At 57.9% G+C, this 25,988-nt stretch carries 22 protein-coding genes; 17 read left to right on the plus strand and 5 right to left on the minus strand.

Annotation, left to right across the window (positions count from 1 at the left end; all coding sequences use genetic code 11):
• Positions 1-194 precede the first annotated feature (194 nt).
• Positions 195-2,375: a hypothetical protein gene (locus HKN06_11625; protein ID NNF61961.1), complete on the plus strand. Its 2,181-nt coding sequence runs from the start codon at positions 195-197 to the stop codon at positions 2,373-2,375.
• Here HKN06_11625 and HKN06_11630 read toward each other — a convergent pair.
• The gene (locus HKN06_11630; GenBank protein NNF61962.1) at positions 2,372-2,668 is read right to left on the minus strand and encodes a hypothetical protein; all 297 of its coding nucleotides are present in this window, start codon (positions 2,666-2,668) and stop codon (positions 2,372-2,374) included. The two genes, HKN06_11625 and HKN06_11630, sit on opposite strands and share 4 nt — an antisense overlap.
• 326 nt (positions 2,669-2,994) lie before the next feature.
• On the opposite strand from HKN06_11630, the gene HKN06_11635 reads away from it, so the two are divergent.
• The 4 genes from HKN06_11635 to HKN06_11650 all read left to right on the plus strand — a co-directional run bounded on the left by HKN06_11635 (position 2,995) and on the right by HKN06_11650 (position 8,411).
• Complete coding sequence (locus HKN06_11635; protein NNF61963.1) at positions 2,995-5,364, plus strand: EAL domain-containing protein; 2,370 nt, start codon at positions 2,995-2,997, stop codon at positions 5,362-5,364.
• Positions 5,365-5,427: 63 nt separating this feature from the next.
• On the plus strand, positions 5,428-6,522 hold the full coding sequence (locus HKN06_11640; protein ID NNF61964.1) for an AI-2E family transporter: 1,095 nt from the start codon (positions 5,428-5,430) through the stop codon (positions 6,520-6,522).
• A gap of 79 nt (positions 6,523-6,601) precedes the next feature.
• Positions 6,602-7,435, plus strand: a complete 834-nt coding sequence (locus HKN06_11645) for a hypothetical protein (protein ID NNF61965.1) — start codon at positions 6,602-6,604, stop codon at positions 7,433-7,435.
• On the plus strand, positions 7,425-8,411 hold the full coding sequence (locus HKN06_11650) for a hypothetical protein (protein NNF61966.1): 987 nt from the start codon (positions 7,425-7,427) through the stop codon (positions 8,409-8,411). The genes HKN06_11645 and HKN06_11650 overlap by 11 nt, the downstream gene beginning before the upstream one ends.
• Positions 8,412-8,619: 208 nt before the next feature.
• Here the strand turns inward: HKN06_11650 and HKN06_11655 are convergent, their stop codons facing one another.
• The 4 genes from HKN06_11655 to HKN06_11670 form a co-directional block, all read right to left on the minus strand.
• Positions 8,620-10,062 carry a mechanosensitive ion channel gene (locus HKN06_11655; protein ID NNF61967.1) on the minus strand — a complete coding sequence of 481 codons (1,443 nt, stop codon included), beginning with the start codon at positions 10,060-10,062 and terminating at the stop codon, positions 8,620-8,622.
• A gap of 210 nt (positions 10,063-10,272) precedes the next feature.
• Positions 10,273-10,734, minus strand: coding sequence for a hypothetical protein (locus HKN06_11660; GenBank protein ID NNF61968.1), 462 nt, complete (start codon positions 10,732-10,734; stop codon positions 10,273-10,275).
• 1 nt (position 10,735) lies between these two features.
• On the minus strand, positions 10,736-12,619 hold the full coding sequence (locus HKN06_11665; GenBank protein ID NNF61969.1) for a hypothetical protein: 1,884 nt from the start codon (positions 12,617-12,619) through the stop codon (positions 10,736-10,738).
• A 3-nt stretch (positions 12,620-12,622) separates the two neighbouring features.
• A complete protein-coding gene (locus tag HKN06_11670) occupies positions 12,623-13,423 on the minus strand; it encodes an SAM-dependent chlorinase/fluorinase (GenBank protein NNF61970.1) in 801 nt (266 codons plus the stop codon).
• Positions 13,424-13,564: 141 nt separating this feature from the next.
• Between HKN06_11670 and HKN06_11675 the strand changes: the two genes are divergently transcribed.
• The 12 genes from HKN06_11675 (at position 13,565) to recQ (ending at position 25,530) form a co-directional block, all read left to right on the plus strand.
• Positions 13,565-14,152, plus strand: a complete 588-nt coding sequence (locus HKN06_11675; protein ID NNF61971.1) for a hypothetical protein — start codon at positions 13,565-13,567, stop codon at positions 14,150-14,152.
• Positions 14,153-14,318: 166 nt separating this feature from the next.
• Positions 14,319-14,783 (plus strand): cytochrome c, encoded by a 465-nt coding sequence (locus HKN06_11680; GenBank protein NNF61972.1) that lies wholly within the window; start codon positions 14,319-14,321, stop codon positions 14,781-14,783.
• Positions 14,784-14,921: 138 nt separating this feature from the next.
• The gene (locus HKN06_11685) at positions 14,922-16,517 is read left to right on the plus strand and encodes a hypothetical protein (GenBank protein ID NNF61973.1); all 1,596 of its coding nucleotides are present in this window, start codon (positions 14,922-14,924) and stop codon (positions 16,515-16,517) included.
• 109 nt (positions 16,518-16,626) lie between these two features.
• On the plus strand, positions 16,627-17,562 hold the full coding sequence (locus tag HKN06_11690; protein NNF61974.1) for an FkbM family methyltransferase: 936 nt from the start codon (positions 16,627-16,629) through the stop codon (positions 17,560-17,562).
• Between the two features lie 231 nt (positions 17,563-17,793).
• Positions 17,794-18,534 (plus strand): class I SAM-dependent methyltransferase, encoded by a 741-nt coding sequence (locus HKN06_11695; protein NNF61975.1) that lies wholly within the window; start codon positions 17,794-17,796, stop codon positions 18,532-18,534.
• A gap of 124 nt (positions 18,535-18,658) precedes the next feature.
• Positions 18,659-19,579, plus strand: coding sequence for a hypothetical protein (locus tag HKN06_11700; protein NNF61976.1), 921 nt, complete (start codon positions 18,659-18,661; stop codon positions 19,577-19,579).
• 5 nt (positions 19,580-19,584) lie between these two features.
• Positions 19,585-20,949, plus strand: a complete 1,365-nt coding sequence (locus HKN06_11705) for an oligosaccharide flippase family protein (GenBank protein NNF61977.1) — start codon at positions 19,585-19,587, stop codon at positions 20,947-20,949.
• Between the two features lie 10 nt (positions 20,950-20,959).
• Entirely contained in the window at positions 20,960-22,144 is a 1,185-nt protein-coding gene (locus tag HKN06_11710; protein NNF61978.1) for a glycosyltransferase, read from the plus strand.
• A 220-nt stretch (positions 22,145-22,364) separates the two neighbouring features.
• Positions 22,365-22,967 (plus strand): alpha/beta fold hydrolase, encoded by a 603-nt coding sequence (locus tag HKN06_11715; GenBank protein ID NNF61979.1) that lies wholly within the window; start codon positions 22,365-22,367, stop codon positions 22,965-22,967.
• Positions 22,957-23,205: a hypothetical protein gene (locus tag HKN06_11720; protein ID NNF61980.1), complete on the plus strand. Its 249-nt coding sequence runs from the start codon at positions 22,957-22,959 to the stop codon at positions 23,203-23,205. Before HKN06_11715 ends, HKN06_11720 begins: the two co-directional genes overlap by 11 nt.
• 15 nt (positions 23,206-23,220) lie before the next feature.
• Positions 23,221-23,700, plus strand: a complete 480-nt coding sequence (locus HKN06_11725) for a DUF2269 family protein (protein ID NNF61981.1) — start codon at positions 23,221-23,223, stop codon at positions 23,698-23,700.
• 24 nt (positions 23,701-23,724) lie between these two features.
• Positions 23,725-25,530 carry a DNA helicase RecQ gene (gene recQ / locus HKN06_11730; GenBank protein NNF61982.1) on the plus strand — a complete coding sequence of 602 codons (1,806 nt, stop codon included), beginning with the start codon at positions 23,725-23,727 and terminating at the stop codon, positions 25,528-25,530.
• Positions 25,531-25,988: the final 458 nt, after the last annotated feature.

The following is a 25,988-nucleotide window of genomic DNA, read 5'->3' on the forward strand; positions in this document are numbered from 1 at the left end:
CTCGTCAGCCTGTTTCTGCCACAACACGAGCAGCCTGCCGGTTTTTCGGGCCATTGCGCCAGGCTGGCCCGGTTGTCATCATGGGATGCAACGGAACTGTCGCCTGAAGCGTCTATCTATAGCCCTTACAGGGTAAATTTCCCGGTTTGGGGTGAGACGCGGTGATTGCGACTTCAGGCAGAGTCGGGGGCCCGATGAACAGCGCTTTATCGTCGATGAAGCGAATGATGGATGACTTGCGGCGGCGCAAGGTCTTTCGCGCTGCTGCGGCATACACAGTAACGGCCTGGCTGGTCATTGCTATCGCCGATGTTGTCGTGCCGGTTCTGCGTCTGCCGGACTGGACCATGAACCTGGTCATCCTGCTGGCTATCGCCGGTCTCCCGATCGCAGTCGTGCTGTCCTGGCTGTTTGATTTCTCACCCGACGGGGGGGTCGTGCGCACCACGACGCAGATGCCGTCCGCAGCTGCGTCCGCCGGCCCGGGTAGTTTCGTCATCGCCGCCCTGACCGGGGCGCTGGTTGTTGTTGCAGGATTCTGGCTATGGCGGCCGTTCAGCCCGGTAGCTGCATCCGACATCAGGTCCATAGCTGTCCTGCCATTCGTGGATTTCAGCGAGCAGCACGATACCGGCTATCTCGGTGACGGCCTGGCCGAAGAATTGCTCAACGCCCTGGTTGGCCTGGACGGGCTGCGGGTAGCAGCGCGGACCTCGTCGTTTGCATTCAAGGGCCTGAACGAAGACGTGCGTTCGATCGGCCAGAAGCTCAATGTCGATACCGTGCTGGAGGGCAGTGTGCGGCGCTCGGGCGACCGCGTTCGTGTTACCGCGCAGCTGATCAATGTCAGCGATGGCTTTCATTTGTGGTCACAAACCTACGATCGTCAACTGAACGACATATTTGCGATCCAGGACGAGATCGCACTGGCGATTGTCGATGCATTGCGAGTCAAGCTGGGTGCCGGCGAAGACCGTCGTGTCGCACGCGCCAGCAGCACGAGCTTTGCCGCGTATGACCTGTATCTGCTCGGTCGACATCACTGGCACCAGCGCACCCCGGCGTCCCTGCAGCGTGCGGTAGACCTGTTCGAGGAGGCGGCCGGGCAAGACCCGGAGTTTGCGCTTGCCTACAGCGGGCTGGCCGATGCCTACCTGTTGCTGCGCGACTATGGCGACCTTGATAACAGCGTTGCACAGGCCAGGGCCGAAGCCGCCATCGCCCGTGCCCTGCAGCTGGATAACGAGCTGGCAGAGCCGTATGCCTCGCTTGGGTTGTTGCGCATGAGTCGCGACGAACTTACCGGTGCCGAGCTGGCGTTTCGCAACGCGATCGAACTTGATTCCAGTTATTCGATGGCGCACATGTGGCTTGGCCTGGTACTGGACCGTACCCAGGGGCCGCTGGCAGCAGTGACGGAGTATCGCGCGGCATATCGCAGCGATCCGCTGCATCCGGTTATCAATGGCAACCTGGCGGGCGCACTGGCGCGTATGGGCGAATACGAACAGGCGCGTCGCTACCTGCAGCAATCCGAAGCGGCCAATCCGGATTCGGCAAGCCTCAGAGTGCACCTGTCATGGCTGGAGTCTTACTACGGCCGGCTGGATGAGGCCGTCAGATGGGCTTTGGGCGTCAACCGTTCACAGCAGGAACTTGCGGAAAAAACTCAGCCGTTGCTGGCAACAAGTTTTGCCACGATGGGCGACCTGAACCAGGCAATGACTTATCTCGGCGCGCAGGATCCGGCAACCGAGTCCGCGCGGGCATTCGGGGCACGGGCGCAAGTACTTTTTGCCGGCGGCGAATATGCCCGGCTCCTGACGCTGGCCAGCTCACGTATTGAGCAGAAACCGGCTGATGATGAAATTGCGGTGACAGAGCGCATATGGTCGGGTATCGCGAGAATGGCGCAGAGCGACTACGCCGGTGCAATAGTCGATTTTGAAGCTGTGCTGGATTTTGCTGCAAAAAAAGGTCTCGATGCCCCTGTGCACATCGATACGCTGGGAATGCTCGCGTTTTCGTATGGCAAGCTGGGCAACACCGTGGAACGCGACAGTCACCTGGCGCTAAGCCAGGAAGTGCTGGAGCGGGAACGGCAGCGCGGCTGGAACAGCCCGGCGTTCAGGGTCGCCGCAGCAGGCACTTTTGCGCTACAGGGGGATAGCCGTCGAGCGTTGGCGGAGCTTGCGGCGGCAATCGATAGCGGGTTTCGTGATTATCACTGGCTAAGTTTTGATCCGCGCTTCGAAAATTTGCGTGATGAATCGCAGTTTCAGCAAAGCATTGCCGGTGTGCGTAGCGAGCTCGACAGGATGCTGGGACGGTCAACCGAACTGATCAAGGCGACAGTTGCCGCCAGCTTGCGCTAACGCCCGAAGCTGTAACGAAAGCCCACCGTGCCATCGGCCTCAACGCCGATAAACAGTTCGTGTTTATGCGATTGAATCAGTTGTAGTACCGGCATGGCGCGCTGTTTGCGCAGTCGCTGCCAGAAGTTGCCATTGGAAAATGCCCGTCTTATTTTTCCAGGTTCTATTTTTTTTCCGGCTGGTTCCGGCTGGGCCAGGACCATGGTGGATGCAGCGGCAGGAGTGGTCAGTTCGGCAGACAAAGACAGGCCCGGCAGGGCAAGTAATCCGATCGCAACCCACTTATGCATCATGTTGACGATGTTATTGCGGTCAGTCGCGGCGGATCAGTGACATGCGTCACAGGATGAATTTGACAGAATACGTTGCATGGCGCATCGATCGGCGCAGAGTCAAGCCTGGCCGGCGCAATAGACCTGAAGTTGCTCAAATTATCGCGTCTAACCGCCTGTGCCGCATTGGGTTACAACTTATGTCACACGAGTAAAATCCAGTGAAAGTGTGGCTGTGATCACAGCCGAAAAAGCCCCAAGCCTCTAATCTCACGCGATACCGATAAAGCGCCGGGGCTCGAGGCCTGCCGGCGCCTGGTGAAATTGCGCGAGGTAACAGGAAAGTCGTGAGTCGCGGGTTCTACAGCTACAGCCTTGTAACCCTGATTGCCATTACCGTGGTTACGGTAGGGCTAACGGTAGCGCTTGCCATATTTTCAGCGCGCAGTACCGCTCTGGAAATGACCGATAACAGGCTCGCCAGTGCACACGAAATGACTCGAGCACTGCTGGCCGTGCGTAACGACCTGCTGCGCGAGACCGCGCTGAGTCTGTCACTGGACCCGCGTGTGGCCAATGCGCTGCGCTCGTCCGATCCTGCGCAGATTGGCGGTGTGCTGGCCCTGCATGGCAATGCCATGGTGCAGGCGATCATTCTCTTTGTGAATGAAGATGGTTCCGTTCGTGCTCACACTGGTCCGCGCGGCGTCGCCCGGCAACTGGATCCGCAGTTGTTGTATGCAACTGACACGGCAAACTTTCTGTCGCTCGGAGAACAGGTACACCAGGTTTCCTTTGCACCATTGCGTGCAAACAGGGACAGCTCCTGGGTTGGAGTCGCTGTTCCGCTGGATCGGGAATTTCTTGGTCGGGTGCGAAGTACAACCGGCGTCGACATAGCAATTGGCCTCTCCGGGTCGAGCGTCGCGACCTCGACGGTCCTTGGTGAGAAACTGCCATCGGACCGGAAGCTGAACGTGGTCCTTGACCAGCAAGGCGGTAGTCTCACCCTGGCTTATTCATTGCCGACGCAGGAGGCGCTTAGGGAATTCAGGGGATTTGCCTCCCGTCTGGCCGCGATAGGTTTTGCAGTGAGTGCGCTGGCAATCTTTTTCGGCGCGCTGGTGCTTGGCGGAATCGCCAGCCGCCTGGTAACCCGACCGGTGCGGATGCTGCGTGATGGCGTCGAGCGGGTGCGCAAGGGTGTTTATGGCGAGCCCGTCACGATTGCCGGCGATGATGGGCTGGCGCGAATGGCACGGGCATTCAACGAGATGCAGGCTGAGATCGCCGAGCGTGAGTCAAGGATCGTCCACCACGCCGAGTACGATTCCCTGACCGGACTTACCAATCGAACCGTCGTTGCCGACCGCCTGAAGGCGTTGCTGGGCCGTACATCGCGTAACGGCTCGACTGCGGCGGCAATGGTGATCGACATCGAGCGCTTCGGCGACATCAACGGCAACCTCGGCAACGAGATCGGCGATGCGGTTCTGCAGGAAGTCGCACGCCGGCTTGCCAGCAATACGCGTGCAACCGACCTGCTGGCCAGGGTTGGTGGTGATGAATTCCTGATTGTCGTCGAAGACATGGAAGAGCGACTGGCTGTTCATATTTCGCAATTCCTGGCGGAAACGCTGGAGAAGCCCATTGAAGTGAAGGGTCGTGCGGTCAACCTGCGGGTTCACATCGGTACGGCAATGTATCCGCATCACAGCGATTCACCGGAGGGGCTGCGGCGACTGTCCAACGTGGCCCTGGTCACGGCAAAGGAGACTGCCCAGCGGGTCGTCATGTACGAGCCGGGTCAGGATGAGCGCCACCTGCGTGAGCTGGCAGTGCTCAATGACCTCGATGAAGCCATAAAAAATGGCGACCTGTTCCTCAAGTACCAGCCGAAAATCGAAATGAAGACGCGTAACGTTGATTCGGTGGAAGCACTGGTGCGCTGGCAGCACCCGCAGCTGGGATTGATACCACCCGATGAGTTTATCGGCCTGCTGGAAGAGAACAACAAGATTCACAAGCTGACCGACTGGGTCCTGAAGACAGCAGTCGCGCAGGTACGCGACTGGACTGGCAAGGGTTTCGATTTAAGCGTCGCTGTGAACATATCAGCCAATGACCTGCTCGACCTCGGCCTGTCACAGCGGATCGGCAACCTGTTGCATCATTATCTTGTAGATCCCAAACGTCTCGTCGTCGAAGTGACCGAGAGCGCCGTCATGCAGGATCCGGAGCAGGCCAGTCGCGTGCTGCAGACCCTGCGGGAGCTGGGCATCAAGGTCTCGATTGATGATTTCGGTACCGGTCAGACCTCGCTGTCATTGCTGAAGAAGCTGCCGCTCAACGAACTCAAGATCGACCAGTCGTTTGTACGAAACCTGCGAGCCGATTCGGGCGACGGCATCATCATCAAGTCGACCGTCGATCTCGGGCACAATATGGGCTTGCTGGTGGTCGCTGAAGGCGTCGAGAATACTTACGCCTGGAACCTGCTGAAGTCCTATGGCTGCGATTCGGTGCAGGGCTACCTCATTGCCAAGCCCCTGAGCAGCATCGAACTGGAGGCCTGGTACCTGAAGTTACAGGCCAGGAACAGCAGCAAGCTGGACCTGGCCTTTGTCGACAGCCAGGCGGCCGAACAGCCTTCCAGCAAGCCCGAACCTCAGCCGCGGCCAGAGACCGATATCCTCAGCGAAATCCTCGGCGGTTAGTCGCGCCCCTTTCCGGGGCTGAACTCTATTACAATGAGCCCGCATCCGGTGGATTGGGCAACGATGAATCGTATTTCCGAATGGTTTCGCAGGAACCTCGCCGACCAGCAGGTGGTGCTGCTGGTTGCAGTCCTTGCCGCTGTATCTCTGGCAATTTACGTTACCGGCAGGATGCTGGCCCCGGTATTCGCTGCGCTGGTGATCGCCTACCTGCTGCAGGGTATCGTGATTCGTCTCGAGCGCGTCGGGACCCCGCACCTGGTGGCAGTGATTTGTACATTTGCGATTTTCCTGACAGTGCTGCTGTTCCTCATAATCGGTCTGCTGCCGCTGCTGATTAACCAGCTCAAGCAATTGTTCCAGCAGGCGCCGCAAATGCTGAACGAAGCCCAGAAAGCTCTGATAAAGCTGCAGTCTGAATACCCTACCGTCATTTCCGAGGAGCAGGTGCGCGATGTCATCTCGAATGTCGGGGGTGAAGTTGTCGGTTATGCCCGCGGTTTGCTGTCCTACTCGGTTGCGTCCGTTGTGGGACTGATCACTGTTGTCGTTTACGTGATACTTGTGCCGTTCATGGTCTTCTTCCTGATACGTGACAAGGATAAGTTGATTGGATGGTTCAGTCGTTTTCTGCCGCAGGATCGCCAGCTGACGGCCCAGGTCTGGCGCGAAGTAGATGACCAGATAGGTAATTACATTCGCGGCAAGGTGTGGGAGATATTTATCGTCGGCGGCTCGAGCTACGGCGTATACACCGTGCTTGACCTCGATTACGCGCTGCTGCTGGCTTTCCTGACCGGAACCTCGGTGATCATCCCCTATGTCGGCGCTGCTGTTGTCACTTTCCCGGTAGCGCTGGTTGCCTTTTTCCAGTTCGGTCTGGATGCGGGTTTCTACTATGCGCTTATTGCCTACGGCATCATCCAGGCGCTTGACGGGAATGTCCTGGCACCGTTGCTGTTCAGCGAGGCGGTCGACCTGCATCCGGTTGCCATAATCGTGGCAATATTCTTTTTTGGTGGCCTGTGGGGTTTCTGGGGCGTGTTCTTCGCTATACCGCTGGCCACCGTGATCCAGGCGGTACTGCGCGCATGGCCTGCGGCATCCCGGGGTGGCGAGCCGGCGCCTGCCGCGGCGGCCGGCGAAAGCCCGTCCTGACTGTAATTCACGCCGAAAAGACCCTATAGTGGGTCAAATAATTCCAAAAATGGCAGCAGGGTCCTGCCGCAGTGATCAGATGGCCGATACCAGAACCGCAATAATAAAGGCGTGTCGCAAGCTGCTGAGGCCGGTTGTGCGCATACTGCTGCGCAGCGGCCTGACCTTCCCACAATTCTCCAAGCTGGCCAAAGCCACCTACGTCGCGGTAGCCAGCGATGAGTTTGGTATTCGTGGCCGGACCACCAACGTGTCCAGGGTAGCCCTGCTGACCGGGCTGTCGCGGCGCGACGTGCGGCGCCAGCGCGAGTTACTGCAGGAGCTGGGTACGCCCGGTGCTGACAAGGCCAGCAACATCGCGCGCGTGCTGCATGGCTGGTATACGGACGCGCAGTTTCTCGACGATGGCGAGCCCGCCGTGCTCCAGCTGAACGGTGAACGAAGTTTTGACAGTCTCTACCAGCAATATGGGGGCGGCGACGTGCCGTGTTCCACGGCGTTGAAGGAGCTGCTCAACAGTGGATCTGTAGAGCAGCTCGATGGCGGCCGCGTGCGTGCCCTGAGCCGAACATTTGTACCGGTCAGAAGCAACCCGGTAGCAGTCGAGCGAGCAGGAGAGGTACTCGCTGATCTGGGTAACACAGTGGCAGAGAATCTCTACAGCGATAGTGATCTCACTTTGTTCGAAGGCAGGGCGACAAGCCGGCGCATCCCGGATGAGCAGCTGTTCGAGTTCCGCGAATTTTTGGAAGCGGAAGGACAGCGTTTTCTTGAACGGGTGGATGATTGGCTGACAGCACGCGAAAACCCCGCGCACCGGTCCGATGTCCGGCTGGGAGTAGGGCTTTATCAGATTCAGGTTGCACAAGACAAACCAGATAACAACGACAGAGGTCCTGACGATGAAAACTAGATTTGCGTTCGCAGTAACGGGCTGCCTGATTGCTGCCCTTGCATCGGGCGAGATTGATCGTGGTGGCATTACTCGCGGCGTACTGCAGTCTCAGATGACCATTGCGGGAATAGTCTTCAATGCAGACAGTGCCGCTGTCACCCGCAATGGCACTGCCGTTGCGCTGGAGCGGCTGCAACGAGGGCAGGTCCTTGAGGTCCACGGCCTGCTGGATCCGGCAGCCGAAAACGGGCTGGCCGCAAGCATCCACTATGACGCCGCCCTGATCGGTCCGGTGCAGCAGGTTACACCCGGTGAGATTACCGTCCTGGGTCAGCGGGTGCTGCTTTCGGCCGATACGGTGCTGGCCGATGGCCTCGTGCCACATCGCCTCCTGCCGGGGGCAACGGTAGAGGTCAGCGGGTTTCACGCTGCGGGCGGTTCAGCCATATACGCGACCTGGATCGGCGAGGGCCACGATGCGACTCGCGTCAGCGGATTGCTGGACGGGCTTGATGACGTAACCGGCGAGTTTTCGATCAATGGCCTGACTGGTGTGGTACCGGCGGATCTGCGGGCAACGTTGGGCGATGCTGGCTGGGTGCGACTGAGCGGGGATTTGTTCGATGGCCGGTTCTACGTCAGTTCGGCCGAGGCAGTGTTGGCACCGGCAGCGGGCGGCCAAATGGTCGTCTTCGAGGGCGCCGTCACGGCGGCAGGCCCTGATTCGTTTCATATCGGCGAAGCGGTGTTTGAAGTCGATGCATTCACTCGCCTGACTGGCGCGGCATTTGTGGCTGCGGGCGACCTCGTTGTGGTAACCGGCGCAGGCCGTCCCGATGGGTCAGTGCTGGCGTACGATATTTTCATTAATAACAGCGTGATAGCCTCTGAACCTCACACTGATTCCAGTGATGATGATGACGTCGATGACGACGACAGCGGTGATGACGACGACGATGGGGATGACGACGACGATGGGGATGACGATGACTAGGGTGCCGGAGCAGGCCTGAAGCAAATATCGCTTGACATCGCTGCATTTGAGACAAAAGATACCAGCGAGTGTTGAGATGTTGCAGTTCGCTGCAGCACGCTTCTGCCACCGTCGCGGCACCGCTCCCGCCGTATAGTGAGCGAACCCAGCACTCGCCCCGATGCGGACCTTGGTGTTCGGCGGTTGGCAGAAGCTTTTTTTTGGCGCGTCAGATCCCGAACAGGTGGCTGATGCGGCGCGCAAGGTGCAGCGCCCGCGAGCGGAAGTCCTCACTCTCCTCTGTCACTTCATTGCTGTCATTGCTGTGTTCGTTCAGATACTGGCGGCGTGCCATGATCTGGCCAAGCTCTTCGGCAATTGCGGGACGCGCCCGTAGTATGGGTTCGAGGTCTTCGCGCCTGATCTCAAGTACATAAACATCCGTGATCGCGCGCACTGTCGCAACGCGCGGTGAGCCTGTCAGCAACGACATTTCGCCGAAAGCCTGCCCCGGCTGGATCTTTCCGACCGAGCCATCCTTGCCATCCTCGTTGCGGGTAAAGACCTCCAGCACGCCTTCGACCAGCACATACAGACTGCTGCCGATGTCGTCCTGACGCACCACATCGCGGCCGGTGTCGTACTCCTTGGCAACTGCCACGGCAGCAAGTTGTTCCAGCTCGTCGTCGGTGAGCATCTCCAGCCAGCTGACTCGTGAAAGCAGGCGGCGCGCATTGATGCGCCGTTCCTTACGCGGCTTGCGCTCGCGCGTGAGAACAATTTCGTGTTGCGCGTACGGGATGGAGATACCTGCCTGGCTGATAAATTCCAGCACGTTGGCAGCCAGCCGGTGACGCAGCCTGACCTTGTCAGTGTAGTCATTGACCCAGAACCGTATCTGGTAGACCACGCCGCGCTCCTGGAAACCGGTAATCCTCACGTCGTGGCGCTGTGTTGCCAGGCCCTCGGTCGCGTGAATTGCCGCAAGCAGGATGTTTTCAATACGCGCGGGGTCGGTCGTGTAGTTGAGCACCAGCTCGAGTGATTCGCGGTAATAGCGTTCCGGCCGGCTGATATTGGCAAACTGCCGTACGGCAAGGTTGTTATTGGGTACTACAACAGTCTTGCGCGACTGCGTAATGAGTCGCGTTGCGCGCCAGTTCATTTCAGTTACGCGAGCGACCACGCCATCGAGTTCCAGCCAGTCACCAATCCGGTAGGGCTGTTCGATGTTCATTGCGAGGCCGGAGAAAAAGTCGGCGATCATGTCGCGTATTGCAAAGCCGATAATCACGGTGACTATGCCGGAAGTTGCCAGCAGTCCACCTACCGGGCGTTCAAAGACGAACTTGATGATGCAGAAAACTGTCGCGACGAACAGCGTGGCCGATACGACGTTTGAAAGAATACTCGGGGCTGGCGCGCCAGTGCGACTGCGGATAACCGGGTTGAGCACCAGGGTGTCGATGGCTCGTCCGGCAAGCCAGGCGCCGCTGAGCCATAGCGCCACGCCGACAAAGCGGGTAGCGAACAGATCGCTGTCAGGCAGCAGCTGGCTGAACAGGCTGGCTACCAGGCTGGCCTGGCTGTGCACAAAGGCGAGCAACAGGAACGCAATCAGGGGCGCTCCCAGCGACGTTATGCGGCTGCTGTTTATCGAGTCTTCTTTCATCAATTTCAATCACAGAAGACCTATTTGTCATAACAAGAGGACGTGGAATTCTGCTTATGAAAAGTGTCGCAGTAACGGCAATTTGCTTCTGTGAATGTGTTCACAGAAGGCAATGGCGCTTTTGTCGGAAGATACTCGGGCCCTCCTCAATTGGTTGGTATCTCTCCCCCGAGATGTCACCACGGCCGGTCTTTGATCGGCCGTTTTTTTTTACTTTTGTAACACCTTGCGATCGCGCTTGTCCGGGCCGGTTGCGGCATCTGCCGGCTGCCAGGCCGAAAAGGCTGCAATAGCCGCCGCTGTGATCAGCAGCAAGGCGCCGATCGGCACCAATACTATTGCCAGCGATGGGTCCGTTTCGGGATTCCCGATACCGCCAAGAAAGAATCCGGCCGGCATGAGTACCGCTGCTGTTCGCAGCGCTGCCGAAGCCCGGTGTGCTGCAGTGGCCGTCAGCTGCGAACCGTATAGCCCGAATACAACATTGACCAGGCCAAGCAATGTTCCATGGGCGTGCGCGAGGGTCCAAAGCTCACGACGAATCTGCGCCTCCATGTACAGTGGCAACTTGACCAGGTGCAGGCTTTCCAGCAGCAACCCGAGACAGGCAAAAACCAGCACGGCGGCCCAGCCAAAGCGCAGGCACTTACGGGCAGGTGAAGTTTCCGTCAAGTTACTCTCCAATTGCTATTTGCTTGCGATGACTGCGCCCGGCATCCAGCAGAGTGCCGGTTGCAGGCTGCGCGGGCTGCCAATGCGTATCCAGTAATGCGCCGGCTGGTGGCGGCGGCAGGCGAGTCTTGTCTGCACGTTGCCACGCCTCGCGCATCCCGGCAATCAATACGGCTCGATCTGCCGCATCACCAATGAAATCGAACTGGCGGGCGAGGGCGCCGATGCCGGTATCAATGCCCGCAGTTTGCAGCCCGCCGTCAATCACGAGCAGACTCTTGCGAGCCAGGTTGCGCGTCGACGGATAATTGTCCTGCATGGCCAGCAACAGGTGAGGAATAAGCCAGGCACGTTCGCTGTCGGGCACGGTGCCGGCCTGGTGTGCAGCGACGGCACGCTCGACCGGGTCACCGCCATGCAGCGATTCGAGTAAATAGGACGCACCTGCTACTGCGGGGCGCGGGCGGTTACGCCATAGCGTGTCAATCTGTGCAACAGCCCAGCCGATTGATTGATCGACGTGACAGTTTGTGCACGCACTGGGACGCTCATTGGCTGCATCGCTGGCAGGCCGCGGGACCTCGATGCGATGGCTGCGGTGTATCCCCGTCACGCCAAACACCAGTTTTGGCATGTGGCAGTCATAGCAAAGTGAGCCGCTGCTGTCCGCAGCATGCATCGTGTGGGCGCTGACATCGTCGGCAAACTCCGTATGACAGGCCAGGCACGGCCCGTTTCCGCGGTTAGCATTGGAAATGTTGCCGCGTATGTCGCCGGAGTGAAGCGTGTGACAGCTGATGCAGGTAAGCGCCTTGTCGGTGTAACACGCCGATTGCACCAGGCCCTGGTACTCGTAGGCTGTGAGGCGGGCAGTTCCGTCATTCCAGAAACGTAACCGAAAGAGGTCGGGGTCAATACCGGGCGGAACCGCCGTGTCACGGAAAACAGGTACGACATGTTCTTCGAGCTCTGCGCCGGCCCGAAAGGTGGGGCCGCTGTCGATCCATTGCAGCAGATGAGCGCGTGATGGTGGCGTGCGCTGGCCATGACATTGTCCGCAAATGGCAACGCTTTTTGCCTGGCTGACCTTTTGTGGATGAACAATGGTCGGATCACGCTCGTCAGTCAGGTGTAGCGCAATGCGCCTTAGCGGATTGCGGTTGCGACGTGCGTGCTCGGCGCCGGGTCCATGGCATGCTTCGCAGGCGATGCCCAGCTCTGCAACGCGCGAGTCATAGCGCGCCTCGAGCGCGGAATTGACCTGCTCACCGGCCAGCTCGCGCAGTGCGAGTTCATCCATGTTAACCACGTTTGGCTGTGGGCCGGTGTTGTGACAGAAAATGCAGTTGTGATTCCACACCGCGACCCGGTCATCAAAGCCCTGCTCATCGGGACGCAGAAACACGCCATTGATATGCATCCAGCGCTCGTCCTCCATGTGCCACAGCAGATGTATGCGAAAGTAGGTTTCGCCTCCGTTTGGTGTTTGTGTGAGGTATTGCTGGTAACGGTGTGAGCCAACGGTGCGCAGCACCGGCAGGCGCACACTGACTTCGTCGTGCTCGTTTAGATACTCAAAGTAGTAGCGGCCCGCTTCCCTGACCGGTCGCACGCCGATGCCCCAGTAACGGAATGTCTCGCCATTGAAATCGCCAAGCACTGACTCCTCGTCAGCTTCCTGCGTCATGGTGCGATGAAAGGTGCGATACCAGGAGGCATGTTGGTCCTGGTGGCAGGCCCGGCACGTCGCCGAGCCAGCCCAGTTGTGCGGCGCAGGCGAATATTCCTGTGTCAGTTCGTCCTGGTACATCGACGGAATCGTCGTTGTGGCCAGCAGGGCCAGGGTCATGGCAGCAGCAAGGCTGCCCAACAACACAAAGCGCATACGTCAGCCTGCCGGCTTCACCACGACGGGAGCGCCGCGACCGAGTCCCAGTGCTGCTGCCGCGCTGCGTTCGGCCTGAGCGATTTCAATCACGTCAAAGGAGTTGATCAGGGCCAGAAATTCGCCTGGCTGAACGTCGCTGTAGGTGCGGTGCAGCCTGAATTTCTGGCCGCCGGCCAGCACCACGGGTGAAGCTATCTGATTGACCAGTCCGCCGTCGATGTTGGTGATCAGGTTGCCGAACGTATCGGCCGTCAGCACAACACCGGCAATTGCTCCGTCGTCGACCCGGGGTGCATCGTGCCAGCGGCGAACGATATCGTCGATCTGCGGGCCGAGTCCCTCGGGGCTGATTCGGCCTGCGGCGAGTTCGGCAGCCAGCGGTGCAAAAATATCCCGGCCGTGAAATGTGGCGCTGGGAGCATCGATACCAAAATCAGCAAGACGGCCGGTATCAAGCCGAAAAAACTTCGCCGGATACTTTTCCACCAGCATGCCCAGTAATCCGTTGTCCGGGGCCAGGAATAGCTGTGACTCTACAGCCGCACCGATGATGTCGCGGCGCGAGCCGACACCGGGGTCGACTACCGCGACATGTACCGTGCCGTCAGGGAAATAGGGGAAAGCGCGTGCCAGCCAGAAACCTGCCTCGTCGGGCCAGTGCGCCGCGATTTCGTGAGTAATATCGACGATCCGGGCCGCAGGAAAGCGCTTTAGCATCTGCCCCTTCATGGTGCCGGCGAAAACGCCCTTGTGGCCAAAATCAGTTGTCAGCGTGATAACGCCAGACGGCACAAAACCCATGTATTGCCTCCCCGTCGGCAAATTATGCCTGTTTTTCAGTCGTCAGCCGCAGGAATCAAGAATGTGAAGCAGTTCTCACTATTTACCATAAGTCTGGGCTAGCCTAGCATCGTCCTGATACCCGCTTTCGAGGAGTCGATCATGAAGATTCGCGACCTGCTGTTGGCCGCCCTGGCTGGCCTGGTAACGAGTATGGCCAGCGCTGAAATCAGCTACGACTACGCCGAGCTCGGCTTTGGCGCCATTGATGTGGACGTCGTGCTGCCCCAGAACGGCGAGGGGACCGGACCGGCCGGATTCGTCTCTTACCAGTTCTACGGCCCGTTTGTGGCATTTGCCGGAACCGGCCTGATCGATTTCGAAGACGACAATATTGAGCTGTCTGACAGCCAGGTGGGGCTTGGCTGGACACTACCCATGGGTAAGAACGCCAGCAGTTTTGTCAACGTGGCCTACCTGCACAATGATGTCGAGCCCGCAGGGCAGCGTTCCTTCGCACAGGATGGTTACGGCGTAACGCTGGGTTACCGTGCGGAAAATCACTCGCCATGGGAGTTCATCGGCACCGTCGACTATGTCAATGTCGAGAGCGGCGTCGAGTTCGGTGGCGGCATGTCGCTGGTCTATGACGCGACGCGGAGATTCAGCGTCGTTGGTGGTTTCAGCTACTTCGATGCCTCGATGAGCGCATTTCTCGGTGCGCGGTTCTTTTTCGACCACAATCACTGATCGGGCCCTATTAACGTATGTCAACGGCGGCCATCCGGCCGCCGTTTGCTTTTACGCCCTGCTGCTGCGTTAATCCAGACCGGAAGTTGCGGATTTTGCGTATTACTCTTTGTCACGGGTGATGGGACTATCTGCACGATACCGTTTGGCGGATGGGGGATTACTGATGCGATTTTTGTTGATGTTCATTACGCTGGCGTTGCTCGCTGGCTGCAGCGGTGCACCTGTCAATGATGACGAGATACCGACCACCGGCAAGGCGTCGTCTGACTGCATCGATAACAAGGACTGGGCCTACACGGCCAACCGGGGAGCGACGGTGTATGCCGATAACTGCTCTTACTGTCACCAGGGCAACGGCACGGGCAAGGCTGACGGTGTGCCGCCGCTGGCTGGTAACGCGGCGCTGACCAGTGATCCCGAGCGCGGGATACGCATGATCCTTGTAACCCGTTCGCCTGATGTCGGCATGCATGGCATGGAATACGACGAGATGGTCGGTCTTTTTGATGAGCTGAGCGAGCGCGATATCGCTGACGTCATGACCTATGTGCTGAGCAGCTGGGGTAATTGCACCGGCCCGGTGACGCAGGACCAGGTGCGTTCGGTGATCGCGGCCGTCGAGGGCTGAGCGCCGGCGCACGCCGCGGAAAAACATCTCACAAGGTTGCCGGTCTGATTGGTACACTGCCGCGCAGTGCTGCCAACGACCAAAACTTTTAAATGCCTTGCGCCTGCGACTACCGTCGCGGCTGCGGTGTGCCTGTTTGTGCTGGTGTTTAACCCGGTCTCTGCCGCCGAGGCTAAGGAAGCATGCGGCGTTCCGGTCGCCGATAGTGCTTTGAGCGAAGGTGCGCTGATTGGTGACATCGTTTTCGACCGGCGCCAGGTTTTCGATACAAGCCTGCCGGACGAAGACAAGTGGCTGTATCGGCTGGCGAATCGTTACCATGTCCTGACGCGTACAGCGACAATTCGCGACCAGCTGTTGCTCAAGCCGGGCGATCGCTATTCCGCCCGACTGGTGGCCGAGACGGAGCGAGGCCTGCGCAACCGTAACTACCTTTACGATGCCTCGATTGTGCCTGTCCGTCCTGCAGCAGGGCAGGTCGACCTCTGTGTAACAACCCGCGACGTATGGACACTGCTCCCCGGCATATCGCTCGAGCGTGCCGGCGGCGAAGACGAAGTTTCAATCCAGCTGGAAGAGCTGAACCTGAGGGGAACCGGCGTTGCAGTCGGCATTGAATACGAAGAAGACGTCGAGCGTGATTCGCTGCAGTTCTGGTATTCCGACAGGCAGCTCGGCAGCAGCCGCGTGGCGATGAATGTTTCCTACCAGGACAACAGCGATGGCGACAGCGTTGCTTTCGCGCTGCAACGTCCATTCTTTGCCCTGGACACGCGCTGGAGTGCCGGTGGCGATGTACTTGTAGATGACCGGGTCCGGCCGTTGTACGACCGTGGCACGACAAAAGCAGAGTTTCGCCAGCAGCGGGAACTCCTGCGCGTGACCGGTGGCCGCTCGGCCGGGCTGGTCGACGGGTGGGTAAGGCGGTGGACTGTCGGCATGGTCTACGACGATTCCCGCTTCGGGCCCGGCGACACGCCGGCACTGGCCGGCCCGGTACCCGCCGATCGTCGCTTTGTTTACCCGTTCGTCGGCTTCGACCTGATCGAAGACCGTTTCGACACCACCAAAAACCAGGATCAGATGGGGCGGGTCGAAGACCTGTTTCTGGGTACCCGGTTAAGCGCCAGCCTGGGGTGGTCGGGATCGACCTTTGGCGGCGATGATGCTGCGCTGTTTGACGTGCGCTGGAGTACCGGCGTGGGTGTATCGGAGAAAGCCTTGTGGCGACTGCGTGCCGGCTTGCAGGGGCGCTATGAAAACAGCAGTCTGGGTAACGCAATTTTCAGCACCGCGGTACGTTTTACCCGGCGGCATACAAAGCGCAGGATGTTCTACGCCGCACTCGCTGCCGATGCCGGCAGACGTCTCGACATCGACAATCCGCTGCGCCTCGGTGGCGAAAGCGGCCTGCGTGGCTATCCGCTGGCCTATCAGAATGGTGAATCGCGCGCGCTGGTGACCCTCGAAGAGCGCTATTTCACAGACTGGTATCCGCTGCGGTTATTCCGTGTCGGTGCCGCGGTATTTGTCGATGCCGGCCGGGTGTGGGGCCGAAGCGCAGTAAGCGGGCCAGGTCAGGGCTGGCTGGCCGACGCCGGATTCGGTCTGCGGTTGAGCCCGACACGTGGTGGATTCGGCAAGGTGCTGCACATCGACATCGCATTCCCGCTCAATGGCGATGACTCCATCGACAGCGTACAGCTGCTGCTGGAAGGTCGCCGCAGCTTCTGATCCGGAAGGCACCAGGTTGTATTTGTATTCGCACAAGGCTGTCGGGGCCGGTTGGAAGTTATCATAAAGGGGCGAGGCGGAACCGGTCGATGGTGGCAACGGAGAAACTATGCGCGATATAGAGTCGCCACTGGGCTTGAAAGAGCGGGTCCTGTTAAGTTTGATCGATGTTTCTGGTTACCTGACCAGGCCATTGGACTATCGCGGTTATTACATTCTGAATAAGTGGATTGGCCGCGCGATGTCACCTGGCACAACTGCGCAAATCCGACTTAACTCTGACGCACTCTTCGAATTTGTCATCAGTGACCCTTATTGGAATCGACTGATACACAGGGGTTATTGCTACGAAGCCGAGATCTTTTATTTTCTTGAGCTGCTTAAAGGCGATACGTTTTCCTTCGTTGATGGTGGTTCCAATTGGGGCTACTGGAGCATCATGGCTTCGTCATCGGTCTACGGCGCGACAGAAACTGTTGCCTACGAACCGATGCCGCAGGCGTATTCCATGCTCGTTAGAAATTCCGCCATCAATAACAACCGCTTTCGAACAATCAACAAAGCGATTGCGGGACAAGACATGGCAAACGTCGCTATGACGATTGCAGACGTCGCCGAACTGAGTGCTGTCGGGGCCTCGATTTCTGCCCCGGTTGGCGACGACAACTCAACGATTCTGGTAGAGGCGGTTGGCATCGACAGGGTGCTTGGCGAGCTGACGAGCTCTGCTCCTGCTGTAATCAAGCTTGACCTGGAGGGGGTAGAGCGTGATGTCATCGAAGCGGCAACCTGGATCAATGATCATGATTGCGTTCTGGTTTTCGAGGACCACGGTGCCGATACTGAACACAAGGTAGCCGCTGCTGTTATGGCTCGTGACTGGCCAGTCTATTTTTTCCACCGGGATGGTCGTTTGGCGAGGGTTAATTCCCTGGACCACGTTGCTGCACTGAAGACGGTATCCCACCGTGGCTATAATTTTTTTGGCGCGCATCCTGGCGGCAAGTTCGATCGATTGCTTGCTGCCCATGCCGGTGACCGGTAGCCGGCGACAGGATGCGACCTGAGGTGATCCAGGGCAGGTCTTGGGCCATCAGGCCGAACGATGGGGGAGCGTTGCCCGCGGTCGGCTGTGCTTCGAAGCCGGCGGCTGTCGGCAGAAAATGAGCTTCAGGTCACCAGGCGTTGGCCCCGGCCACCTCTGATAGCCAGAGCCTGAATTGTGCGACAATTGGCGATTGACCCCACTTTCCAACATCAATGAAGAGCGCTGATCATGCCAAGCACGCCTTACTCTGAGCAATTCAAATCAGAGGACTTTGTCAACAACTACGAGACGGTCGAATATTCGCCAGGCAGCTATGCCAGCTCGATCTGGGAAATTCAAAAGCCGGTGATGGTGGAATGGATTGAGCGTATTCAGAAAGGCAAAGGAGGGGTAAAGCTCCTCGACTTTGCCTGCGGCACCGGCCGTGTCCTGTCCGAGCTCGAAAACAAAGTCCGGCAAACGACTGGTGTGGATCTTTCTGATCAGATGGTCGCCCTTGCAGAACAAAAATGTGCGTCTTCGGAACTGCTGGTTGGCGATATCGTCAATGATGCAAACCTGGCGAACGAAGATTTTGACATTGTTACCTGCTTTCGCTTCTTCCTGAACGTGGACATGACTACGCGCGAGCAGGTATTGAGTCAGCTGAGAGAAAGACTAATCCGGAAAGATGGTGTGCTTGTTACCAATTTCCATGGCAATCGGAACTCATTACGCCATTTTTCATTGATGTACCGAAAATCGGTGCGTGGCGAATCCCACTCGGAGCTCTCGCCTGCGGAAATTGAATCACTGTTTGCTCGTACCGGATTCGAAATTACTACGATGGCCGGTTTTGGAATCTTGCCCCCGACGCTTTATCGAACGCCCCTGCGCGGTTTGGCGTTTGCTGTTGACCGTGTCTGCAGCAAGCTGCCCTTCCTGCGGCGATTCTCTATTGACCTGATGTATATCTGCAAGCCCAGGTAAACAATACCGGGTCATGCGGTTTCGTAGTTACTGGGTGGGCGGCGTAGACCGTGTTGCAATTCCGGATAGCGTCAGCAACGCAGCCCGGACGAGGATGCTTGCCTTGTATCAGCCGCAACGGACCATGTCGCGAGTGTTCTGGGGAATACTGAGACGCGTGCCTCCGGGTGTTGCCATTCCCAAACACCTGAAGAATGCCAACTCACCTTCGGATCGGTTGCGGCACTTTGACTGGCAGAAGTGGGTAGAGCGTATAGCAGGAGATATCGGCGCGACGGGGTTGTACCCTGCGTTTTACTTCCCGCCAGATTTCCAACGATTTCAATGTGCCGCAATGCTGCTGGACCGGGACGGTCGCCAGGGCGTTTTTGCAAAGCTGTCCTGGGGCGAGAATGCAAAAGCGCGGCTGGCGCGGGAGTATCGCGGGCTGGAGTTCGCCGCGGGGCACCTGAAGTCTGTCTCCACTCCACGAGCACTGGCGCTTGGCGAGCAGGATTCCACGCACTATCTGCTGTGTAGCCTGATGCCGCCTGAAACTGAGGCGCCCCCGGTCAGGTGGGGATGGCCTTATGTTGATTTCTGCAATGAGCTGCAGTCCGGATTTGGTACACAGCGACGTCTGGAATCGATGCACTGGTGGCAACCGGACCAGATGAGCAGCGCGTCGCGCGCAGCCGCTGTATTCCTGGAGAAGAATGAGCCCCCTGACGGGTATCGCCTGAACCCTTCACACGGAGATCTCGCGCCATGGAATGCGCGGGTGCAGGACGGTAACCCCATTCTGTTCGACTGGGAGTGGTTCGAACCCCTGGCGCCCAGGCTGGTCGACCCTTACCATTTTGCGCTGACCAATGCGGTTCTGATTCAGAAATATCGTGATGCGTCTGATCTTCAGCAAGCGGTCCGGAAGATCCTGCAGACGATTCCGCACGCTCCGGAAGAGCTGTTACTGGCTCAGGTATATCTTGCGCTGATACTTCCTGCAAACATAGTTCGGGATTTGATCGAGATACAGATTGCAGCCGCGATGTCGGGCGAGGGCTGATTGTCGTGTCTGATACGTCCCGTCAGCAGATGATCGCACGACGCCTCCTCGGCGGTGGCTTGTTTGCGTTCTGGGGCCGTGTCTTCTCGTCACTGATTGCGTTTGTCATTGGCATTATTCTTGCGCGCTTGCTGAGCCCGGAATCCTTTGGCAGTTATTCCCTCGCGCTGTCCGTCGTGACCCTGATGGCGCTGATAGGGGGTCTTGGTGCTGACCAGGCTGTCGTGCGGCTCATTCCCTCGGCCAGCGACGCGGCGAAGATTGTCTTTGCCCGGACTGGTCTGGTAATCGCGAGCATCGGCGGGTTACTTGCCGGAATAGTGATCTGGCTTGGTGCCGCGACACTTTTTCAGGGACCCATCGACGCACCGCTGCTGGCAGAAAATGCGTTTCTGCTGGGGCTCTGGTGCCTGTTCCTGGTGCTGCAGCGACAGCTGTCTGAAACCTTTCGTGCAAATCACAACATTCGCAACGCCGAGCTCTTTGCCGGGATGGGACGCACCGGGGTGCTGTCGGGAAGCCTGTTCCTGCTGGCGGTTCTGGTGACTAACTCACTCGGAATGATGAATTATCGGGTTGCGGTGCTTTGCGCGCTGTTCTCCGTCGCGGCGACTGCTATCGCTGCATTTGTATTTTTGCTCAACAGCATTCGCGGTAAGTTCAGCCTGGCACTTAACAAGTCAATTTTTTCAATTGCGATTCCGTTAGGGTTTTCTGCGCTGATGATAACAATGCGCGGCCAGGTGGATCTGTGGCTGGTTGCTGGTATCAGTGGCACCAGCGATACGGCTTTGTACACGGCCGCATGGCGTCTCGCCGTGCTGGTGTTGATGCCGACATGGATCGTGAATGCCGTGGTACCACCGATGATCGCCGAGCTGTTCAAGTCACGGGAAATTCCCCTGATGGAATCACTGGTCAGATCGGTTGCCACGGTAGCCTGCATTCCGGCATTTCTCCTGTGCCTGGTCCTGATACTGGGTGCCGAACCGCTGTTGCAGCTGCTGTACGGTGAGTTTTATGGTGATGCATCAACGATGCTGATCTTCCTGGTTATCGCGCAATTCGCTGCCGTGCTGTCCGGGCCGGCCGCAGTGGGGATGGCTATGACTGGCGGCGAGCGCGCGCTGGTAGGCATTTCGACGCTTGCGGTCCTGTTTGCACTGGTTGCTGGGTATTTCGCGGGCATGGCGTACGGCGCCAATGGTGTAGCAGCGAGTTCGGCGGCGACCTTGATATTGCAGAGCAGCGCAATGGCGTGCTGGTTCCGTATGCATCTGGGAATCTGGCCGATTGCGACATTGTCTCCGAGACGCCTGATGGTGCTTGGACGACACTATCTGCCGGGAACTCAACAGCGGGATATGTGAGCAGAATTTGATGCGAGTCCTGGTCGGGCACAATCGCTATACGCAGCACGGTGGCGAAGACGCGGTCTTCAATGCCGAAGTCGCAATGCTCGAATCCAACGGGCATGAAGTTATTGTCTTCGAAAAATCAAATAATCAAATCGCGTCGATGAGCAAGGCCAGCGCTGCGATGTCTTTTGTCTGGTCCCGGGAGAGTAAAAGAGAGTTACAGGAAGTTATTGGCAGGAGAAGGCCGGAAATAGCGCATTTTCACAATACGTTTCCGCTGATTTCGCCATCTGCTTACTACGCCTGTAAGGAAGCAGGCATTCCGGTTGTACAGACGCTCCACAATTATCGCTTGTTGTGCCCGGCCTATACCTTGGTGAGGAACGGTGAGGTTTGCGAGATTTGTATCAACAAATCGTTCGCCTGGCCGGCGATCAGGTACCGTTGTTATCGAGGCTCTGCAATGCAGTCGGCAGGTGTCGGGGCAATGTTGACCATCCACCGACTGATGAAAACCTGGAGCGAAACCGTCAGCGCCTACATTGCTTTGACGCAGTTCTCGCGCGGGAAATTTATCGAGGGCGGTTTCCCTGCAGAAAAGATGCATGTGAAACCCAATTTTATGGTGCCGGCGCAAAGTTCGACGCCCGCGCTGCATGAACGAAATTACCTGCTGTTTGTCGGCAGGCTTTCGCATGAGAAGGGCACCGATGTTTTACTGCATGCCCTGACCCGGCTCAGGCACATACCTGTAAAAATAATTGGCGATGGCCCATTAGCGGAGCAGCTGGACTCATTTATCCAGGACAACGGGCTGACCAATGTTGAGCGCATCGGGCAGCTGCCACACGATGAGGTGCTGCCTTTTGTGGAAGCTGCTGCCTGCCTGGTGGTGCCGAGCCGCTGGTACGAAGGCTTCCCGATGACGATAGTCGAGGCATTTTCGCGGGCGGTACCGGTCATAGCCGCCCGGCTGGGCAGCCTCGCCGAGATTGTGGATGACGGAACTACCGGATTGCACTTCGACAGTGGCAGCAGCGAGGACCTGGCAAGGAAACTGGACTGGGGATGGTCCAACAAAGAGGCCATGCGTGCGATGGGTGATAATGCGCTGCGGGAATTTCGTGACAATTACCTTCCGCAACGCAATCACGAAATACTGATGACAATATACAAGAGCGCAATAGGTACCGGGGACCCAACGTAGCTTATTTGCAGGTATCTTCGGCTCCGGAATTGGCGCAAACGAGCTGCCCTTTCAGGGCGCCCGGCACCTTTTACGCGGGGCTGTTGCGCGTCGTGTCACGCTACCGCAAAGGCCTTGTCAACAAACAGGTCAGCTGCGGAAGCCTGTACCGTTTGGCTTTGACTCCGTGGGGTATGCTGGCAGGCGCTAACTCACTCACTCAGCGATACAGAGGCAAGTCATGCACGTCGTCAATACCGGAAGCTTCAGTTACCAGGGCCACGAGCTTCACTACGAGGAGCACGGGTCCGGCGACCGCGTCGTCGTGCTGCTTCATGGCCTTTTGCTGGATGCCAACGTCAATCGCGGACTGGCCCGCGGGTTTGCAGACCGCGGTTACCGGGTAATTCTGCTCGATCTGCTGGGTCACGGGCGCAGCGACAAGCCGGAGGATGCGAGGCTGCATCGTTTCGACCGTTATGCCGAACAGGTCGTTGAACTGCTGGATCATCTGAGCATCGACAAAGCAGTCATCGGTGGCGTGTCCCTCGGTGCCGACGTGAGCCTGCAGGTCGCCGTCATGGCGCCGGAACGCCTGCACGGGCTGATCGTCGAGATGCCGGTGATGGAAAACGCCACGCCGTTTGCGGCTTTGCTGTTCGTGCCGCTGCTGCTGGGCGTCCAGTTTGGTGGTCCCGTCGCGCGTTGGACCAGCAAGCTATGGGGCCGGGTACCCCGCACACGCTACGAAACAGCAAACAGCGTGCTCAACATGTTGTCCGCGCCGCCCAGGGTCACCGCCGCCGTGCTGCACGGCATCCTTGGTCGGGCCAGTGGCGCCTGACATCAAGCGGCGCCGCGGAATTTCTGTTCCCACGCTCGTGATCGGCCACAAGCGCGACATGCTTCACCCGTTTGCAGACGCTACCAACCTGGTCGAAGAAATCCCCGGCGCACGGTTCCTCGAAGCCAATTCGCTTCTGGAGCTGCGCACGCGGCCGGGGCGTTTGATGCCCCGGATCGTGGAGTTCCTCGACGAAGCCGTTTTCGACAATGGCAGGAATCGAGCGAACCACGCCTGATTGTAAGAGGGAACGATGAGCTATTTGCTTTGGAAGCTGGTCCATGTCGTTTCGGTGGTGGTATTCCTCGGCAACATATCCACCGGGTTGTTCTGGGCTGCACGCGCCCACAGGAGCCGCAACCTGGATCAGGTAGCGTCCACATTCGATAGCATCATTGTGAGCGACCGCTGGTTGACCGTTCCCGGAGTAATCGGGATTGTTGTCAGCGGCATTGCAGGAGCCATGGCGGGCGGATTTCCAATCCTTAGCACTGGCTGGATACTTTGGCCGGCGCTGCTTTTCATCGCTTCAGGCCTGGTTTTTGGAGTCTGGGTTGGACCGTTGCAACGGAAGATCCTGACGTTTGCACAATCCGCCGACGCTTCCGCGCAATCCTGGGCGACCTACTGCAAGCTGTACAAGAGCTGGGAGCTCTGGGGACTTGCGGCTCTGCTGACACCTGTTGCCGCCCTGGTCATCATGGTGTTGAAGCCCGCGCTGCCCGGTATGTAACGCACAATAAGTACCGGGTATTGAATGAACAAAACCCCAATCGATCTGCTGCGCGACGTTTTCGGATTTGACTCTTTTCTTGGCCAGCAAAGCCAGGTAATCGATGCGGTTCTCAATGGCCAGGATGCGATGGTCTTGATGCCAACCGGTGGCGGCAAATCGCTGTGTTACCAGATACCTGCAATGTTGGGTACGGGAACCGGCATGGTGGTGTCGCCGCTGATTGCATTAATGCAGGATCAGGTCAGTGCATTGCGCGAAGTGGGTATTCGCGCCACGTTCCTGAATTCTACGCTGAACGCAAAACGACAGCGCCAGGTATTTGAGCAACTCGAAGCCGGTGAGCTGGATTTGCTTTATCTTGCGCCGGAACGGCTGGTGCAGGCCGATACGCTGGACCGCCTCACTGCACTGAATTGGTCTGTTATCGCAATTGACGAAGCGCACTGTGTATCGCAGTGGGGCCATGATTTTCGTCATGACTATCTGTCATTGGGGCAATTGCGTGAACGCTTTCCGGGCGTGGCGCGCATTGCATTAACGGCAACGGCAACGATGGCAACGCGAAATGACATTGTTGAGCGATTGCAACTGGACCATCCGGCATGGTTTGTCAGCTCTTTCGACCGGCCTAATATTCGTTATCAGGTCGATATCAAGACTGATTCACGTGTTCAGTTAAAACATTTTCTGGCCGCTCACCGGGGTCATGCGGGTATTGTTTATTGTCTGTCACGCAAAAAAACCGAAGAGATTGCAGCCTGGCTGGTGGGCGAGGGCGTCGATGCGTTGCCTTACCACGCCGGACTGGACGCAGATGTTCGTGCCGCAAACCAGTCTCGTTTTATTAATGAAGATGCAGTCGTCATGGTTGCGACGATTGCGTTCGGCATGGGCATTGATAAGCCCGATGTCCGCTTCGTTGCGCATCTGGATTTGCCAAAAAATATTGAATCGTACTATCAGGAAACCGGGCGGGCTGGTCGCGATGGCGAACCGGCCGATGCATACATGGTATACGGCCTGCAGGACGTCGTGCGCCTGGGGCAAATGGTTGAGCAGTCCGAGGCCAGCGGCGAGCACAAGCAAAGCCAGCGCAGCAAGCTTGATGCCGTTTTGGGTTGGTGTGAAGTAACGACCTGTCGTCGCCGACACCTGCTGGCGTACCTCGGCGAAAAAACGGATGCCGATTGCGGCAATTGTGATATCTGCCTGGTGCCACCGGAAACATGGGATGGGACCGTTGCTGCACAAAAACTGTTATCCGCAGTGTATCGAACCGGCCAACGCTTCGGTGCCGCCCATCTGATCAATGTGCTGCGCGGTGCCGATACCGACAAGATTCGACAGCATGGTCACGACAATCTGAGTGTGTATGGCATCGGCAGAGATCGCGACATGATGCAATGGCGGTCGGTACTGCGACAACTTGTCGTGCGAGGCTATTTAAGATCAGACCACACGCGCTACGGCGCCTATGTTCTGACCGACAGCAGCCGCCCATTGCTTGTCGGTGAAGAAACGCTGTTGCTGCGTAATGATCCGGAACGAAAAAGGGGCGGGAAAAAGGCGCGCCGTGTGGCGCCCGAGCTTAGCGATGAAGACATACCCCTGTGGGAGGAATTACGTGCGTGCCGCAAACGCCTGGCCGACGAGCACAATGTTCCACCGTATGTCATTTTTCACGACTCAACCCTAAAAGCGATGCTCAAAGCGCGGCCCACTACTGAGGACGAACTGCTGGCAATCAATGGCGTCGGGCAAACCAAGCTTGAGCGTTACGGGGACGATTTCCTGGCAGCCATTGCCCTTGCCCCGGCATCTGAATAAAAGAGGTCACCTGCGCGTTTGGCCAAGGGTGATAAACAGGGATCATAAAAAAAGCCGTCCTGGGACGGCTTTGGTAGTGGTGTTGGTGGAGGCGGCGGCCACCGAAAAGCACGCCTAAAAATTTTGCGTAATTCTTGTCGTTTACTTGAGGTCAGTTGCCCCCATAAATGCCCCAAGCTTCCCTTTCGTCCCGCAATGTTGAGCCACAAATGGTTTTTAAGCGCCAGCCAATTAATCGCAAGTGCCGCTTCCCGCAACGTTGTTCCATGTGCCGTCAAGATAAACGCACAATGCACTGGAAGAATCGACATATATGTCGCCATTCGTCGGGCCCGCAGGTGGTGTAGACCTTGGAGAGAGCTTGAAAGCATAGGTTTCGATCAAGTTTCCCTCCAGAACGGAACCGGCGTACAACACACTGTCGAGAATAGGTCCGCTGCATACCCACGGATCAATTG

It is taken from the genome of Gammaproteobacteria bacterium (genome assembly GCA_013003425.1).
In the GTDB taxonomy this organism is placed as follows: Bacteria; Pseudomonadota; Gammaproteobacteria; order Steroidobacterales; family JABDKV01; genus JABDJB01.

Bases quoted from the DNA above. Each gene is read 5' to 3' on its own strand.
- recQ (NNF61982.1), top strand. From the start codon at position 23,725: ATGAACAAAACCCCAATCGATCTGCTGCGCGACGTTTTCGGATTTGAC.
- HKN06_11690 (NNF61974.1), top strand. From the start codon at position 16,627: ATGCGCGATATAGAGTCGCCACTGGGCTTGAAAGAGCGGGTCCTGTTA.
- HKN06_11670 (NNF61970.1), bottom strand. From the start codon at position 13,423: ATGGGTTTTGTGCCGTCTGGCGTTATCACGCTGACAACTGATTTTGGC.
- HKN06_11640 (NNF61964.1), top strand. From the start codon at position 5,428: ATGAATCGTATTTCCGAATGGTTTCGCAGGAACCTCGCCGACCAGCAG.
- HKN06_11700 (NNF61976.1), top strand. From the start codon at position 18,659: ATGTCGCGAGTGTTCTGGGGAATACTGAGACGCGTGCCTCCGGGTGTT.
- HKN06_11630 (NNF61962.1), bottom strand. From the start codon at position 2,668: ATGATGCATAAGTGGGTTGCGATCGGATTACTTGCCCTGCCGGGCCTG.
- HKN06_11680 (NNF61972.1), top strand. From the start codon at position 14,319: ATGCGATTTTTGTTGATGTTCATTACGCTGGCGTTGCTCGCTGGCTGC.
- HKN06_11695 (NNF61975.1), top strand. From the start codon at position 17,794: ATGCCAAGCACGCCTTACTCTGAGCAATTCAAATCAGAGGACTTTGTC.
- HKN06_11725 (NNF61981.1), top strand. From the start codon at position 23,221: ATGAGCTATTTGCTTTGGAAGCTGGTCCATGTCGTTTCGGTGGTGGTA.
- HKN06_11645 (NNF61965.1), top strand. From the start codon at position 6,602: ATGGCCGATACCAGAACCGCAATAATAAAGGCGTGTCGCAAGCTGCTG.
- HKN06_11650 (NNF61966.1), top strand. From the start codon at position 7,425: ATGAAAACTAGATTTGCGTTCGCAGTAACGGGCTGCCTGATTGCTGCC.
- HKN06_11710 (NNF61978.1), top strand. From the start codon at position 20,960: ATGCGAGTCCTGGTCGGGCACAATCGCTATACGCAGCACGGTGGCGAA.
- HKN06_11665 (NNF61969.1), bottom strand. From the start codon at position 12,619: ATGCGCTTTGTGTTGTTGGGCAGCCTTGCTGCTGCCATGACCCTGGCC.
- HKN06_11715 (NNF61979.1), top strand. From the start codon at position 22,365: ATGCACGTCGTCAATACCGGAAGCTTCAGTTACCAGGGCCACGAGCTT.
- HKN06_11675 (NNF61971.1), top strand. From the start codon at position 13,565: ATGAAGATTCGCGACCTGCTGTTGGCCGCCCTGGCTGGCCTGGTAACG.
- HKN06_11625 (NNF61961.1), top strand. From the start codon at position 195: ATGAACAGCGCTTTATCGTCGATGAAGCGAATGATGGATGACTTGCGG.
- HKN06_11655 (NNF61967.1), bottom strand. From the start codon at position 10,062: ATGAAAGAAGACTCGATAAACAGCAGCCGCATAACGTCGCTGGGAGCG.